Source organism: Paenibacillus sp. FSL R10-2782 (assembly GCF_038592985.1).
Lineage (GTDB): Bacteria > Bacillota > Bacilli > Paenibacillales > Paenibacillaceae > Paenibacillus > Paenibacillus terrae_C.
Map to the genome: position 1 here is coordinate 5382815 of NZ_CP151951.1, position 16029 is coordinate 5398843.

Annotated in this window: 12 protein-coding genes and 1 pseudogene; 1 reads left to right on the forward strand and 12 read right to left on the reverse strand. The window is 47.6% G+C overall.

Translation table 11 applies throughout. The features are described from left to right. Window positions 1–4 precede the first annotated feature (4 nt). From NST83_RS24505 to NST83_RS24520, 4 genes are all read right to left on the reverse strand, one after another. Window positions 5–1021: an asparaginase gene (locus tag NST83_RS24505; RefSeq protein ID WP_342415995.1), complete on the reverse strand. Its 1017-nt coding sequence runs from the start codon at window positions 1019–1021 to the stop codon at window positions 5–7. 189 nt (window positions 1022–1210) lie between these two features. Next, a complete protein-coding gene (locus NST83_RS24510) occupies window positions 1211–3838 on the reverse strand; it encodes an S-layer homology domain-containing protein (protein WP_342415996.1) in 2628 nt (875 codons plus the stop codon). Between the two features lie 418 nt (window positions 3839–4256). After that, window positions 4257–5369, reverse strand: coding sequence for a response regulator (locus NST83_RS24515; protein ID WP_342415997.1), 1113 nt, complete (start codon window positions 5367–5369; stop codon window positions 4257–4259). Continuing rightward, window positions 5362–8505: an ATP-binding protein gene (locus tag NST83_RS24520; protein ID WP_342415998.1), complete on the reverse strand. Its 3144-nt coding sequence runs from the start codon at window positions 8503–8505 to the stop codon at window positions 5362–5364. The genes NST83_RS24515 and NST83_RS24520 overlap by 8 nt, the downstream gene beginning before the upstream one ends. 77 nt (window positions 8506–8582) lie before the next feature. Between NST83_RS24520 and NST83_RS24525 the strand changes: the two genes are divergently transcribed. Then, window positions 8583–8786, forward strand: coding sequence for a hypothetical protein (locus NST83_RS24525; protein WP_342415999.1), 204 nt, complete (start codon window positions 8583–8585; stop codon window positions 8784–8786). A gap of 47 nt (window positions 8787–8833) precedes the next feature. On the opposite strand, the pseudogene NST83_RS24530 reads toward NST83_RS24525, so the two are convergent. The 8 genes and pseudogenes from NST83_RS24530 to nikB form a co-directional block, all read right to left on the reverse strand. After that, window positions 8834–9659 (reverse strand): annotated as a pseudogene (locus NST83_RS24530) (Rpn family recombination-promoting nuclease/putative transposase). A 428-nt stretch (window positions 9660–10087) separates the two neighbouring features. Next, window positions 10088–10855 carry an amino acid ABC transporter ATP-binding protein gene (locus NST83_RS24535; protein WP_342416000.1) on the reverse strand — a complete coding sequence of 256 codons (768 nt, stop codon included), beginning with the start codon at window positions 10853–10855 and terminating at the stop codon, window positions 10088–10090. 4 nt (window positions 10856–10859) lie between these two features. Then, the gene (locus NST83_RS24540) at window positions 10860–11576 is read right to left on the reverse strand and encodes an amino acid ABC transporter permease (RefSeq protein WP_044646437.1); all 717 of its coding nucleotides are present in this window, start codon (window positions 11574–11576) and stop codon (window positions 10860–10862) included. A 30-nt stretch (window positions 11577–11606) separates the two neighbouring features. Further along, window positions 11607–12416 (reverse strand): transporter substrate-binding domain-containing protein, encoded by an 810-nt coding sequence (locus NST83_RS24545; protein ID WP_137060824.1) that lies wholly within the window; start codon window positions 12414–12416, stop codon window positions 11607–11609. A 140-nt stretch (window positions 12417–12556) separates the two neighbouring features. After that, entirely contained in the window at window positions 12557–13366 is an 810-nt protein-coding gene (nikE, locus tag NST83_RS24550; protein ID WP_342416001.1) for a nickel import ATP-binding protein NikE, read from the reverse strand. A gap of 37 nt (window positions 13367–13403) precedes the next feature. After that, entirely contained in the window at window positions 13404–14234 is an 831-nt protein-coding gene (gene nikD / locus NST83_RS24555; RefSeq protein ID WP_342416002.1) for a nickel import ATP-binding protein NikD, read from the reverse strand. A gap of 20 nt (window positions 14235–14254) precedes the next feature. Then, window positions 14255–15085 (reverse strand): nickel ABC transporter permease subunit NikC, encoded by an 831-nt coding sequence (gene nikC, locus NST83_RS24560; protein WP_342418039.1) that lies wholly within the window; start codon window positions 15083–15085, stop codon window positions 14255–14257. Next, window positions 15085–16029: a nickel ABC transporter permease subunit NikB gene (gene nikB / locus NST83_RS24565; RefSeq protein ID WP_342416003.1), complete on the reverse strand. Its 945-nt coding sequence runs from the start codon at window positions 16027–16029 to the stop codon at window positions 15085–15087. Before nikB ends, nikC begins: the two co-directional genes overlap by 1 nt.

A 16029-nucleotide genomic window follows, 5' to 3' on the forward strand; every position in this document is an offset into this window, starting at 1 on the left:
TTCCTTACAGGGAGGCTGTATCCGTAGGCAAGGAAACCTCGTCCGCATAGTTCGTGGCCATAATTTTTGCTACTCCGACAGGGTCAGTGGTTTGGCCCAATGCCCACATCATTTTCGTTACAAGTGCCTCCGTCGTCATGTCATAACCCGGAATAACACCCTTTTCCAGCACCTTCTGCCCCACCTCGTAAATCGTCAGATCGCCGCCCTCATAAGGACATTGGGTGGTCACGACGATACTCATGCCATCCTTCATTAATTCCTCAATTTTGCTGATCAGGCTTCTTTCCTTGAAGGGCACACCACCCATGCCAAAGCCCTCAATCACGATCCCTTTATAGCCCAAGCCCTGAATGGCATCGAAAATCGCTGGATTCGTACCCGGAATTAGTCTGAGCAGAAATACCTCCGAAGCATACCCGTCATTGTACGGATGGCGAACTGTACTGCGATTCGCAAATACGCCCTCTGTGTAGGCCACCTTCCCGTCTTCCACGAGGCCGATATACGGATAGTTAATACTCTCAAAAGCGTTATAGCTGCGCGTTCTGATTTTGGAGCTGCGGCTGCCGTTGATGATTTTGCCGTTAAATACGACAAATACACCCGCTACCTCGCCACATGCGGTCAGGAACGAGTCGATTACATTTTTTTTGGAATCACTGTGCTCAGCCAGAATGGACACCTGCGACCCCGTCACCACGACTGGCTTGTCTACGGTTCCCAACATGAAGCTCAAAGCCGAAGCCGTATAAGCCATCGTATCCGTACCATGCGCAATGACGATGCCGTCGTACTGATCGAGGGAACGATGTACCATTCGGGCGATGGAGGCCCAATCCTCCGGTTGTGTGTTCGTGCTATCAATGCTCATCAGATTATGGGCATCAATATTGCAAATTTCCTTGAGCTCCGGAATTTCCGCTAGAATATTCTCAGCCGATTGGGTCGGCGTCAGACCATTTTCCTGATAGGAGGAAGAGATCGTCCCTCCGGTATTAATGAATAGAACCTTTTTCATGTACCCTTGTTCCTTCCCGATTACATCTTCACTTTATTGTTCTTAGAATTTATCATGAATAAGTGCGAGAAGCTACTTTGCTAAGGAAAAGAATGAATGAACTAACTTTGATTCGACTAATCTTTTTCGATTAAAAACAAAAGAGCCAAGTGCAAAATACACTTGTCCCTTTTATTCGTAGTAACGGTATTAGTTAAGTGAATCCAACAGCGTCTTCAATTGCGGGTTGAGATTCAGCGCATTCAGGATGATTTGCAGAGCTTCTGCACGTGTGGAGCTGCTCTTGGGATCAAACTTACCATCTGCTCTGCCGCTGATGATACCTGCTTGTGCTTCAGCCTTGATCTCGTTGGCTGCATAAGAACCCTTCACGTCATCAAAATTGCCTCTGGTGGTGTCCTTCGATACGTTGTTAAGGTTTAAGATGCGGGATAAAAGAACAACCATTTCCTCCCGGGTGATCGTGTTATCCGGCTTGAACATACCATCCTCATATCCGCTGATGACCCCTGCCTCTACAAGTTTCTTGATTGCGTCTTTTGCCCAGTGGCTGCCAACGTCCTTCAATGAGACACTCGTATTGTTGCCACCTTTGATATCGAACACGCTACTCAGAACCACTGCAAATTCAGCGCGTGTGATCTTACCATCCGGCTTGAAACTACCATCGTTGTACCCTTTAATCACATGCAGCTTTACAAAAGTATCAATAGTCTTTTCAGCCCAGTGTCCTTTAGTGTCCGAAAGAGCTGCTGTAACCGGAGTTTTTTTAGCTTCCTGAATCCGAGTCTCAATGTTCTTAATAACATTGAGGTCACCCTTCACTACATCTGACTTGAACACATCCTTTGCAGGATCAGGTGCCGGAGCCGGTACAGGTGCAGTAACCGGTATAGGAGTCGGTACAGGTACAGGAGTCAGATTAGTGTCAGTTGTGGTAGAACTACCACCACGGCTCGAAGAACGTTTGTCGATCGTAATGACTTTCGTTCCCACAACACCTGATCCATCATGAGCAACTGCCTGAATTGTAATAGTACCAGCATGAGTTGCAACGAGTACACCATCAGCATTGATCGTTGCTTCCCCTGTACCAGCAATTACCGACCAGCTAAAGGTTTTATCCGTTGCATTGTCAGGAGTTACATTTGCCTTCAATTGAAGAGAGTCTCCAACGGACATTGTTCCACTATCGCCCGACACCGTGATAGCAGTCACCAACCGGGGAGCCCGTGTCACATTGACCGTATAGCTTTTCGTCGTTCCATCCTGTGCAGTCACTACAAAGCTAATAATATTTGACCCCACATTTAGACTAATCGGATTGTTAACCGGAGTCCCATTGAGCTGTAAAGCAGCCGTCGCGCGGCTATCCGTAGTTGTATACGTAGCTGTCGTAACAGAAATATCGTTAGGCACAGTTGCGGTGTAGGCGTACACACTTTCACTTACCGTTTGATCGAGCGTAATGCCGCTTAAATTCAGCGAGCTTAAGGCAGCATGATTTGAACCAGCCCGTGTAACAGTTACCTTATAGCTTTTCGTTGTTCCATCCGGTGCAGTCACTACAATGCTAATGACATTAGATCCCTCACTTAGATTAATCGGATTTTTAACTGGAGCCTCATTAAGCTGTAAAGCCGCTGTCGCATGGCTATCCGTAGTTGTATACGTAGCTGTCGTGACAGAAACATCGTTAGGCACAGTTGCAGTATAGGCGTACACACTTCCAGTTACCGTTTGGTCGAGCGTAATGCCGCTTAAATTCAGCGAGCTTAGTGTGGCATCTGAAGAAACAGGAGGGTTCTGGCCAGCAGCCACAGCCGTAGAAACCATGAAGGTACCGACCATGAAGGGACCACTGCTTAAAGCTATAGTCTGAATTACCTTATTATCGGATGTCCTGATTACGCTCATGTTGCTGCTGCTATAATTGACCGTAAAGGCTTTATTGCCATCAGCCGAGATACCGACCACATAGGGATTAGAACCAACCGCTACGGTGCTTTCCACTGTATTACTAGCGGTATTGATTACTGAAGCAGTTCCAGAGCCACTATTAGCCACGTAAACCCTGCTCCCGTCGGGAGACACCTCAGTAGCCGATGGGTTGATGCCCACAGGGACAGTTGCTTCCACCGTGTTGTTCACAACGTTGATGACAGAAACTGAATTGTTAGATTGATTAGCTACATAAATCTTGGTACCCGCAGGATTAACCGAAAGACCATACGGGCGGGCTCCCACCGTAATTTGGCTGGTAATCGTATCGTTGGTAAAATCCACGACTGCTACTTTGCTAGCGCCAGACTGAGTCAGATAAAGCTTTTGGCCTGCCGCTACCATGGCTACAGGACTTAATAATACACTTATTGTACCCGTAACTGTAAGCGTTGCTGTATTGATTACTGACAGTGTGTTGCTGCTCATATTAGCTACATAAGCTTTGCTGCCATCCGAGTTAAAGGCTACTCCGTGAGGTTGTGAGCCTACTGTTATTGTGCCGACCACTGTATCAGTAGCCGGATTAATCACCGAAACAGTTCCACTCGCTCTGTTGGTCACAAAAACCTGCGTACCGTTCGGGTTGAACGCTGCGCTATTGGGCTGACTCCCGACCGTAATTTTGCCCAATTCCACCGTACCGCTTTCCAAATCCACCACATCAACCTTGCCAGTATTGAAGCTTGTAATATAAGCTTTCTTTAATATGTCAGTAGTAGCCGCAGAAGCAACATTAAAATTACCTAACAAAGTTGAAACCATACATAGAATAGCTACCACTGCCGCAAGCTTCATTTTTTCTTTTCTAAACATTTTGTTCCCCCCTGATCGTTTCACAGAATGAATTTTAAAGTGTTGAATCTAAACAAGTCTAAAAAAACAAAATGAGAACCCGTATTCTGCTTGCTAACACCTGATTCATGTATCGGCTGGAAAAAAGCCGTCTTCATTGCGGAATGGGGATGCCCCGAATTTGCCAGAACTCCCAACAGTATCGCATGATTCACTTGCCCCATATTTCCTCCCCCATTGCAGTACATTCTATCAAACTGTTCTCACAAAATTCTCACAAAACCACGAATACTGTCGAAAAAAAAGAGACTATCCCCTAATAGATTGTTCAACTGGGAATAATCACTTTCTTATTAATCCAGTATTCAGTTTTCGGCAAAAACAGTCGGACAAGAACAACTTTGTCCACTGTTTTACCCCCATACATCGACTTGCCGACCTACTCCAAATATGACGCCTTCTGGCTTCTCAGCTCCTGCGGCGGCTCCAGCCCCAGTTCCTTGCGATAAGAAGCCTCGAACTGCGCGTAATGCTTGACGATTTTCTCCTTGTCCCCACTGTTTGCATAGATGCTCAACAAAGTCTGATTCATCTCCTCTTGCAGGGGATACATGGTCAAATAACCATCAATTCTCTGCTCCGCTTTTTTCCAATCCTCCCTGGCGAGATCCTGTTGGATCAAACTGCGTACAAGCGCTGTGTACTGTTTGCAGAATACTTCCTCCAGCGGAGCTTTCCAGAAGTAATCTTTTCTATCCAGCAGCGGACCTTTGTAGAGCGAGCATACATGTTCCGCTTGCGCCGCATCCTGAAATCCTCCCGCAAGAGAAAAGTCATACCGCTCATATTCCAGCACATCGTACGTTCGATCCGATGGTTCCAGCATGTATCCTTCGTTCGTTTTCTGAATCTCCATGCCGATCTCTTGCTCTTTCAACAGCTTCTTTAAACGATACATCGTATTGTGCAAATTATGCGACGCGCGGTCCTCGCTCATATCTGGCCACAGCAATTCCGCCAATCGCCACTTGTTGAGATTCTGACCCGGATGGCAGAGGAAATAAGCGAATAACTCCTCCGTCTTGCGTGTCGGAAAGCGGATTAGCGATCCTTCCCTACTTCGGACCTCAAATCCTCCGAAGCACCGAATCGAGGCAAGCCCCACCCGCTGTTCAGCATCGCTGACAGGTCGATGCAGCTTGACCAGCCGGTTTGCAACCCGCTCGACCGCCGCGGGTGTCACAGGCTTCAAGATATAGTCGAAGGCATAAACCTTGAATGCATCCAGCGCATAATGCTTGTAAGCCGTCACGAAGATGATTTTCGTCTGCTCCGACGCTTCGTTGATATTTTCCGCCAGTTCCAGCCCGTTCATCTTGGGCATTTCCACATCGAGGAAAGCGACATCCGGCCGAAGCTCAGGAAGGCTGGCCAGCGCCTCAAGCGAGCTTGTAAAAGCACCTATAATCGTAAAGTACGGGTTTTGCCCGATGACATATTTCATTAAGTTCAAAATCGGTATTTCGTCCTCCACAATGACTGCATTAAACAACCTCGCTCCTCCTCCGTTTACCCGAACCGATCTTTTCGTTATTCCTTACAGGCAAATACATCGTTATTTTAGTTCCTCTTCCCCTATCGGAGCTGATGTTTAGCGTTGACCCTGGCAGAGAGTCCAGACGCTTGCGGATATTATGGATGCCGATGCCGCAATCTTGCAGATCTCCTGTGGACATGCGGTTCAACAGATCATCCGGTATGCCGACGCCGTCGTCTTCGACTACCACCTGGATGTAGCCGTCTTCCTCGTTGATCGCAAGCGTCACCTTGCCGTGTCCTTCCTTCTCGAACAAACCGTGCCGAATCGCATTCTCGACAAAAGGCTGGATGCATAAAGGAGGAATTGCCAAATGCTCTATACGTTTATCGTAGTGGAAGTCGTAGTCGAACCTCTCTCCGAAACGGGCTTTTTCAATCTCAACATACGCTTGAATCAACTCCATTTCCTGGTAGAGAGGAACGAACTGCGTGGAAGAATCCATGTCCAGGATGTAGCGCAAGTACTGACTGAGCATCGATAATAAGTACGCAGCTTTTTCCCCGTCCGTATAGCAAAATGAAATAACACTGCTCAAGGCGTTGTAGAGAAAATGCGGTTTAATCTGCGCTTGATGGAACGCTTGCTCATTGCGAATTGCTTCTTGGAGTGATGTTTTCACAGTGATCAGGGTCTGGATTCTGGCAATGAGCGTTTCCGCCTCAAACGGCTTGGTCAAATAATCGTTCGCCCCGGCCCTGAAGCCAAGCGCGATGTCTTGCGGCGTATCCTTAACCGTAGCGAACAAAATGGGCAGGTCGAGAATGGAGTAGCTGCTGCGTAGCCTCTGACACAACTCAATGCCTGAGATCCCCGGCATCATCACATCGAGAATGACAAGATCAATTTGGGGGTACTCTTCTATTTTCTCCAATGCTTCTTTTGCTGAGAAAGCGGTGACGACATTGTAGCGATGCCGTTTCAAAATATTCAACAAGGTGTGGATATTGGATGCTTCATCGTCAACAATCATGACGGTATGCTTGTGTCCATTCCAAATATTCAGTTCCTGATCCTTATCGGTATATCGCTGCTGCTCTTCCAACGCATATGCCGTTTCACGATGAGCCGGTACTTCGACGGCGCTTGGCAATGTAAACGTCATGCGCGTGCCTTGACCGACCTCCGACCAATCCACCCGAATTTCTCCACCCATCCGTTCGACCAACTTGCGGCTAATGTACAAACCAACGCCCATTCCTGTATATCCATCCTTCGGCAGCGGCCCATCAAGCTGCTCAAAATATTCGAAAATCACAGCATGCTTATCCTTGGAAATCCCTGTTCCGGTATCCTCGACGGAAATTGTTACGGTTCCCGGGGCAACCCTTGATACCACCTTGATCGACCCTTTGTCTGTATGCTTAATGGCATTGCTAACCAAATTGTACATAACTTGACGCAGACGATTCTCGTCCGCTTGTACCCAGACGTCGGGATCGACTTGATTATCCAGTTGCACAGCTTTACCCAAAAGCTCAAATTGTAGTACATCAAATACAATCTGTGTTACCATTCTGGCATCCACAGCGGCCGGATGCAGACTCAGTTCCCCGTGCCTCAAACGGGTAACATCGACTAAATCGTGAATGAGCATGGACAGCTTGATAGATGTATCCTTGATCAGCGAAAGATTCCGTTTTTGCTTCAGCGACAGATTTTTTTCCTCATCATCCAGCAAATAAGACGTCATATTCAGGATGCCATGCAGTGGAGTCTTGAGCTCGTGGGACGTGTTCATCAAAAACTCGTCCTTGAGCTGATTGGAAACCATCAATTGATAGGAAAGTAGCTCCGTCTTCTCATAAGCATTCGAGAATCGAACCACGAGCAGAATATTCATGATGATGATGAAACAAACTACTCCGAGTTTTCCCACCAGATCGGTCGAAACCATATTTTCCGAATAGAGGCTTCCGTCCACCAAAAAGATCATCATCGAAACGCTTCCGCCAATAAAAAGCATTAATTCCTTCCGATCGGATGAACCGCCTTGGCTTTGAATGTACAGATACGCCATTCTGCCAATAATGTATAGGAAAACGATGATTAAGTAAAAAAAGAAAACGTATTTTCCCTGGATATGCACAGGGTAAGGCAGCGCGACAACCGCCGTAATATATAGGGCTAACGGAGCCAGTATCAGCTTCATCATCCGAGACGACATGAGGCGTGCTTCAACTGAACTGAAAAACAGGATGAGCACCACAGCGCCGACAAATTCGCTTAAATCCAGCAGCTTGTAAGCAATATCAAAAGGCAGGCCAGGCAGTACCCTCTGTAAAATTTTTTCGCCAAAAAGTGCTTTTTCCAATAAAAGCAGTAGCAAATACAGCCCGCTGAGCCAATATGTTTTCTCTCTTCGCCCTAGCAGGCAGAAGCTGAGATGATACACGCCAAACATGCCAAGAATCAATATAATTCCGATATCTGTGCCGATCTGTATACCGTTTAGCTTCGTCACATCTTCTGCCAATCCGAATGGGATCGAGCCAGCAATACCACCGGTGACAAATACGTAATTAGACACTTGAATTACAATGTCGATTTCTTTGGCATCCGTGTGAAAAAACGTGCTGTAGGGCGTATTTCCAGGCTGATGCTCCTTGATATCGGCTGCTGGGCGCCCACTTTCGCCTTCTAACTTGCCGTTAATGAACAATCGATGGGAAAGGCGAATACTCCTTATTTTCAAACCTAGAACTTCATCCGTATCTTTAATCAGCACTTTCAACCGGTACGTACCATACCCTGTTCGGTTCATACCGCCATTCGCTGATTTTCCTTTCCAGGTTCCAGGTACGGATAAATATGAGACCTCCGCACGCGTCCCTTGGCGAAAATCGGCAGGCTCCAGTAATTCACCTTCATAAAATTCCCACTCTCCATCCAGGTTGACCCATCCCTGCTTATGGAAATCCCAATTCGACAAATCCAGTACTCCCCGCTTCGCAGGCGGTATGTCCTGATTCGGTATCGTTTGGGAATAAATAGTAACAAACAACACAATAGAAAGTGAAAAAATCAGGCCGATTCCGATGGCCTCACGATATTGCCCCCTTTTGATACATAGCTCCCCCTCGGAATTCATTTCAACACTCTTCATTCTATACATTACGTACTTCACAAAAAATCACAAGACTGATTTAAGTGAAATTGGAAATAAGCGTGGGTGAGTACACAATTTATTTTACAGACTCTATGTGTACAAGCACGGATGGCTCAGTCATCTTTGAGGTTCAGCATGTAAAAGAAAAAGCAACCATCACAGAGGAAAGTCTGCGACAACTGCTTTCTGGCTTTCAGGACCACATCTCCATCCAAAATCTTCCTGAGATCAAGAAGTTCATCGACAGCTATGTTGTCAATTAAAAGAGAATTAAATTCAGTATGTCTTTTAATTCGATATAGAAATACCCTTAACTATTCTTGCTCAAATCTTTGATTTCCTGTTCCGTTAATCCAGTGGCCTTCACAATGGTCGTTATATCCATATTCATTTCGAGCATATTCTTGGCCACTTTCTTAACACCTTCCATTTCTGCACTTTCCAGCATAGATGCCTCATCATGCAGATACTTCTGTCTGGCCTCATACAATCGTCTGGCATCCGAATCCTGACTCAAATATTGCAGGGTGTCCATCGCCTTCTCCAAACCTGGCTCATTCATCTTCAGCACCTCCCAATATGAAGTATCGGCACTTTTTAGAAACAACAGCCAATTGATCAATCCGCCTTCAGACGGAACGCTATGCTCATCCAGCTTAGGCAATTCCAAAAATGAACCTCAATGTCATCAACCAAGGATATCCCTGTCCGGTCTTCCCGCAAATGAAATATGTTATGATATTGCTCATTCTTCAAGAACGAATAGTTTAAAATGTTGATCGTCACGCATTTCTTCAGTTCTCGGTACTTATCGCCCTCGCTGAGTTGACTCGCATATCGTTTGGACCAATAAAACAGCGTTCGTTTCTCAATATCATACCTTATTAAAAAGCTGCATTTCTATATCAATTAGTTTACCTTCAGAGGTCTTGGCGTAAACATCAAAGATGGACTGTTTGTCGAGCGGATCATCTTTATTCGTATAGGGATTCATCAGGATGATCTCAGTCAGCGGCGGCTCGCCAGCTTCGGTGAAAATACGCCAGTAGCACATCCTTATTGTTCTCGCTGCCAAATATCCGTTTGAATACAAAATCTACACGAGGGTCAAGTAAATCCATCGTTATCAGCTCCATTCGCTATTATTATATCATTTTTCAAGGATTTTGAGCCTTACAAAGGTGAGTAAAACCGCTCAGCTTGAATCAGCTTGCCGTGTTGGAACATATTAGGCATAAGTGAGCAGTTTAGTAAAAGAAAACGAAGAAGCTTTGGAGGTTTTAGAGAAGTAGTTTTAACGAATCGAAGTACGGATGAGGAAATATGGAAGGCGGCTATATTTAACACTGGTTACGTGACGGCCAAACTTGCCCATCTTCGCATAGCATCAGTAAACTCACTGTATTCATTAACCGTAAGCCCCAGAAATCGTATCATAGCAAGCTTTCTAGCCGCCATGTGTATAGCCCAAAACAGCCACTGAAATGAAAAAAGACACCATTTAAGGTGTCTTCACTGGTACTGTATATGGAGGCGAACCTTGTTGTACCCCGTTCCACGTATTTTACGAAGATACCGGTTGCTCCTGTGGCGTTCTCTGTACCAACGCTTTGCCCAGGAATTGTCGTGTCCGTTCTTCCTTCGGATTGGTGAAAAACTGCTCCACCGGGCCTTGCTCCACGATTACGCCATGCTCCATCAGCACGACCCGATCCGCGACATCCCTCGCAAAGCCAAGCTCATGCGTGACGATAATCATCGTATTGCCTTCACTCGCTACCTTTTGAATGACCGACAGCACTTCATCCACCAGTTCGGGGTCGAGTGAGGACGTTGGTTCGTCGAACAGCAGCACCTGCGGATTCAGTGCCAAAGCGCGAGCAATCGCAACACGCTGCTGCTGTCCACCCGAAAGCTGGGCAGGGTAGTAGGTCATGCGATCCTTCAACCCGACCTTTTCCAGAATGCCTTCACTGATCTCCCTCGCCTGCTTGCGGTCCAGCTTTTTGACACTGGTCAGGCCGATCATGACATTGTGGAGGGCATTCAGGTTTTTGAACAGTTGATATTGCTGAAATACCATTGCTGTTGCTGTACGCAGTCCGAGAATATCCTTTTTCCCCGCCTTGGCTGCATCCACCTTCACACCGTCAATCTCAATGACACCGCTGGTCGGCTGCTCCAAAAAATTAATGCTGCGCAACAATGTGGACTTGCCCGATCCGCTTGGCCCCAGAATAACCACGACTTCTCCTTTGCCTACGGTTAGGTCTATACCCTTCAACACATGATGCTGTCCAAAGTGCTTATGAATTTGATGAAGTTGAATCATGTCCTTACTCACTTCTTTCGTAAATTCGAATACGCTTCTCAAGCACGACAAGCCCACGCTCAATAATGATGCACACCAGCCAGTAGATCAGGGACACCGCAACGTATACCTCAAAAAAGGCCAGCGCACGTGCTCCCATAATTTTGGCCTGTCCCATCATATCGACGACACCAATCATAAAGATAAAAGATGTATCCTTCACCGTACTAATCAGCGTGTTCCCCAAATTGGGCAAAGCCACTGTCAACGCCTGTGGCAGCACAATTTTAAGCATAATCTGCGTTTGACTCATCCCGATGGAATTAGCAGCCTCAAACTGCCCCCGGTCCACTGAATGAATGGCTGCTCTGAACGTCTCCGACAGATACCCACCGAGGTTCAACGAAAATGACAGCAATGCGAACAGCTCGGGTGGAATCACATAGACATTGAATTGCTGCAAGAATCCATATTCGCTCTGAAAATAATACAAAAACTTAGGTATTCCATAATATACGAGGAACAGCTGCACGATGAGCGGCGTTCCCCGAATGTACGAGACATACAGCGTAGACAATTGCGCCAATACAGGCACCTTGTATATACGAATTAAGGCCGTAGCCAACCCGATAATCGAGCCCAGCAGCATGGACAATAATGCAATCCACAGTGTGACGGGGAGATACTCCACGATCTGGGGAAGACTTTTCAGCATATAATCAAGGTCAAACAGCTTTTCCATAGGAACCCCACTCTACCCTTTACGTTGTTGTTACTGAGGAATAAATTCTCCGCCTGTCCATTGTTCAGACAGCTTTTTCAGCGTTCCGTCCGTTTTAAGCTCTTTAATAATCGGGTCGAGTTTAGCTTTCAGCTCTTCGCCCTGCTTATCCTTTTTGAACACCAGGTTAATGTTGTCACTTTGCACCGGATCGCCCACAGCTTCCACCTGCAAATCTTCTTTCTTAATCGTTGCCGCCACCATCACCGGATCATTCACATAGGCATCCACCCGGCCGTTTTGCACGTCCTGAAGGTTGTCGGACGAAGTGCCTGTATCATTGTATTTCAAAATAATTTTGTTGCCGTTCTTCGCATTGTACTGTTCCAGCAATTGTGTGTAGGAATCGCCTACCGAGGCGGCTACCTTCTTGCCTTCCAAATCCTTGAGGGAATGAATATCGGTTCTACCTTTTTTCACAACAATGACGGATTGTGCCTGAAAGTAGGATTCATCCGAGAACAAATATTTTTGCTCGCGCTCGGGATTTTTGGCAACCTCGTCTGCCACTACCTGAATTTTGTTCGAATCCAGCGCGAGGAATATCGCATCCCAGCCCGAAGGTACAAACTCAAACTTGTAGCCGTCCAGCTTCTTGTCTATTTCCTTAATTACCTCCACATCGTATCCGGTCAGCTCATTTTTATCATTCACAAAAGCAAACGGCGGGTAGTCATTTTGTGTGCCAACATAGATCACCTTATCCCCCGACGCCACTTCCTTAGAGGAGCATCCGCTCAAAGCTCCGGTCAGTAACACAAGAGATAGGCCAATCGCTGCAACAAAAGCAGATTTCTTCATATGTGATACCCCTTCTTAATCCAAGTAATTTACTATGATTTTATATTATAACGGGTTATTCAAATAATACAACAAGTAAATTTGATTTCAATTACTTATCCATATGTTGCACAAAAAAAAGGACCCTTGCGGGTCAACTCTCATACATGAAGTGAAAGACGGTCTGCTGGATGTTCCGGCAATATGGACGAGATCAACCGTTGCACAGCCGGATGAGCGGATTTAAAAATCTGGTCCTTCTCGTCACAGCGCTCGATCAATCTCCCCTGCTCCATCACAGCAAAGCCATCACAGACGGCGTAAGCCGCCCGAATATCATGCGTGATGAATAGATACGACAATCCAAACGAGGATTTCAGCTCTCCCAGCAGGGATAAAATGTGCATCTGGTGAACCATATCCAGGCTACTGACGGACTCATCCAGCACGATGAGCTTGGGCTTGAGTGCAATCGCCCGTGCAATGTTGATTCGCTGCAATTGTCCCCCGCTAAACTGATGCGGATATTTATTCCGATCCTCCGGCTTGAGACCGACCCGCTCCAGCAGGTGCTCAACCGTTCTCTTTTGCTCCTGCACCGATAACCGCTCGTAATTGTCAAGAGGCTCCCCGATAATCTGTCCAGCGGTCATCCGGGGATTTACAGACGCATAACAGTCCTGAAATACGACCTGCATATCCCGTCGCAGCCCCCTGCGGGCTTGTGTGCTTCCATTATAAATGTCCTGCCCCTGGAACAGCACCTGACCCTCCTGCGGCTTCTCCAGCCCCAGAATGACCTTGCCCAGCGTGCTTTTACCCGCTCCGCTGGTTCCAAGCAAGCCCAGGCAAAATCCGCTCTCTATGGTAAGCGAAATGTCTGCCAGCACAGGGGAGCGTGGTTTGGAGCGGCCCAACCATTTGCGCCTTCCATAGCTATGAGTTACTTCCTTCACTTGTAGCACGCGCATTCGCTCCCCTTTTGAAAGTATAACCGTCCACAGGCGACTACTCGCCTACCTGATTCACGCCCCGTAGGGACAACTTGGGCCTGGCATGCAGCAGCATTTTCGTGTATTCATGCTGTGGCTGATCGAACAATTGATGAACCTCCGCCTGCTCAACGATACGTCCCCGCTGCATGACAGCCACTTCATCCGCCATTTGGGATATGACGCCCAGATCATGCGAGATCAGCAAAATGGAAGTGTCGTATTCCGTACGCAAGCGATTCAGTTCTCTTAGCACCTGTAGCTGATTAACGACATCGAGCGCCGTCGTTGGTTCATCTGCAATCACCACCGCTGGACGCAGGCACATAGAAATGGCAATCATGACCCGTTGCAGCATTCCTCCGCTGAGCTGAAATGAATAACGCTTCATCAGCTTGGCCGGGTCGGGCAGATTCATGTTTTCCAAAGCCGATATGGCAAGGTCGCGGGCCTGTCGTGTGGTCAATCCGGTGTGCGTGCGGATCGTTTCCATAAACTGAGACCCAATCGTATATACCGGCGTAAAGGCGCTCATTGGATTTTGCATAATAAACGCGATGTCTTTGCCCCGAATACGCCGTATCTCCTCTGAAGCCATTCCATTCAGCTCGCGCCCGTTTAGACGGACACTGCCTTCCACGTCCATCGTCTGGCGATCCAGCAACTGGAGCAACGCGTTACAGGTTACGGTTTTGCCGCTTCCACTCTCGCCGACAAGACCCAGAACTTGTCCCTTTTTCAGCTCAAAATGGATCGGCTCCAGCAGAGACACCGCCCCTGCATCGGTTTTGAGCTTCACCTGCAAGCCGCTGACCTCCAGCACCTTCGACTTCGCCCCGTCGTCCATCGTTGTTCTCACTCCTGTTTTTACTGACGTTTGGCAATTCCGTATCGGTCGGACAGCGCCTCCCCCAATATATTGAAGGCCATTACCACCACCAGAATCATGACGCCTGGATAGATCATTAATTCCGGATGACTGCGGATGTATCCCGTTCCTTCATGGATCATCGCTCCCCATTCGGGGGTCGGCGGCTGGATGCCCAGACCGAGGAAAGACAACGCCGAAATATCCATGATCGCCCAGCCCATTTCCAGCGTACCCATGACCACAATCGGCCGCAGTACATTCGGAATGATATGCCGCCGGATAATGGCTCCTGAGGAGGACCCGCTAATCCTTGCGGCAGCTATGAAATTCCGCTCTTTCAGACTGACGACCATATTGCGGCACATTCTGGCATAATACACCCACTGCACCATCATCAAGGCGAGCAGTACCTGCATGAGACCCGGCCCAAAAATACCGACAATACCCAGCACAAGCACCAGATTTGGGAACGCCATAATGCCTTCGCAAAACCGCATCAGCACACTATCGACCCAGCCGCCCAAATAACCTGCAACCGATCCGATCACAACACCGATACTAAGCGAGGACAAGAAAATTAATGTCGCAAAACCGAGCGAAATCCGCGCTCCATACAGCAGCCGGGACAGATTGTCCCGACCCAAATGATCGGTTCCCAGCCAATATTCCTTCGAGGGGCCTTGCAGCTTATGCAGTAAATTGACTTTAACCGGATCATGGGGAGCCAGCCACGGGGCCAGCGCCATAATCATAAAAAGAATCAAAAGCACTACAGAGCAGACCACGATCACCTTTTGACCCTTGAACATTGTACGCAACCTTATCATCACTGCTCTGCTCGTCCCTTCGATGAAATTCGGGGATCCATATACAAATGCACCAGATCAACGAGCAAATTGCATACGATGAACAGGCATGCCGCCAGAAACACATAGCATTGTATGACGGGAATATCCCGGTTAAAAATCGCTTCCACAAAATAACGGCCAAACCCGGGCCATGAAAACACCTGCTCGACAATAATCGTTCCGGTCAGCAGCTTGCCCAGATTCATGCCCATACCCGTAATCAGCGGGGCAATGGCAATTTTGAGCACATGCTTGAGCATGATCACCCGTTCACGAATCCCTCTGGTTCTGGCATACTGCACATACGTTTCCTGAAGCTGCTCCAATATACTGGAGCGCAGCAGGCGCGTATATAGAGCAATCAGAACCAGCGACAGGGTCAACGTAGGCAGCACCAGATGCTGCCATGTCCCCCGCCCCTCTACAGGCAGCCAATCCAGCCTCACGGAGAAAAAGAAGATCAGCAGATATCCCAGCCAGAATTGAGGAATAGACGCTCCAAAATAGGAAATTCCCCGACTAAGCATGTCGATCCAGCCATTTTTACGCATCGCCGCCAGTATGCCCAGCGGGATACTCACCACGATAGATAGCACCATACTGCTCAGCGCCAGTTCGACGGTGGCAGGCAGCCGCGCCTTCACCTCATCCCACACCGGCTTGTTCGTCAGATATGAAGTACCAAAGTCCAGCCGACTGATTCTTTGAAGTGTATGCATATACTGTGTCAGCAAAGGCTGATCCAGCCCGAATTCATGTCTTTTCTGCTCCAGAATTTCAGGAGTTGGATAGATATGAGCAGCTGTCAAATAAGCCTCGGCGGGGTCAACTGGTGAAATATGAATGAGCGCAAAGGTAACGAGGGTGGCAAAGAGAACAATAGGAATGACCGCTACCATTCGCTTCCCGATATAGCTGATCAT

What these genes read in the sequence shown, in the direction of transcription:
- NST83_RS24545 (WP_137060824.1), bottom strand. Translation starts at nt 12,416, where the DNA reads ATGAAGAAATCTGCTTTTGTTGCAGCGATTGGCCTATCTCTTGTGTTA.
- nikE (WP_342416001.1), bottom strand. Translation starts at nt 13,366, where the DNA reads ATGCGCGTGCTACAAGTGAAGGAAGTAACTCATAGCTATGGAAGGCGC.
- nikB (WP_342416003.1), bottom strand. Translation starts at nt 16,029, where the DNA reads ATGATCAGCTATATCGGGAAGCGAATGGTAGCGGTCATTCCTATTGTT.
- NST83_RS24520 (WP_342415998.1), bottom strand. Translation starts at nt 8,505, where the DNA reads ATGAATTCCGAGGGGGAGCTATGTATCAAAAGGGGGCAATATCGTGAG.
- NST83_RS24535 (WP_342416000.1), bottom strand. Translation starts at nt 10,855, where the DNA reads ATGATTCAACTTCATCAAATTCATAAGCACTTTGGACAGCATCATGTG.
- nikD (WP_342416002.1), bottom strand. Translation starts at nt 14,234, where the DNA reads ATGGACGACGGGGCGAAGTCGAAGGTGCTGGAGGTCAGCGGCTTGCAG.
- NST83_RS24510 (WP_342415996.1), bottom strand. Translation starts at nt 3,838, where the DNA reads ATGTTTAGAAAAGAAAAAATGAAGCTTGCGGCAGTGGTAGCTATTCTA.
- NST83_RS24540 (WP_044646437.1), bottom strand. Translation starts at nt 11,576, where the DNA reads ATGGAAAAGCTGTTTGACCTTGATTATATGCTGAAAAGTCTTCCCCAG.
- NST83_RS24505 (WP_342415995.1), bottom strand. Translation starts at nt 1,021, where the DNA reads ATGAAAAAGGTTCTATTCATTAATACCGGAGGGACGATCTCTTCCTCC.
- nikC (WP_342418039.1), bottom strand. Translation starts at nt 15,085, where the DNA reads ATGATAAGGTTGCGTACAATGTTCAAGGGTCAAAAGGTGATCGTGGTC.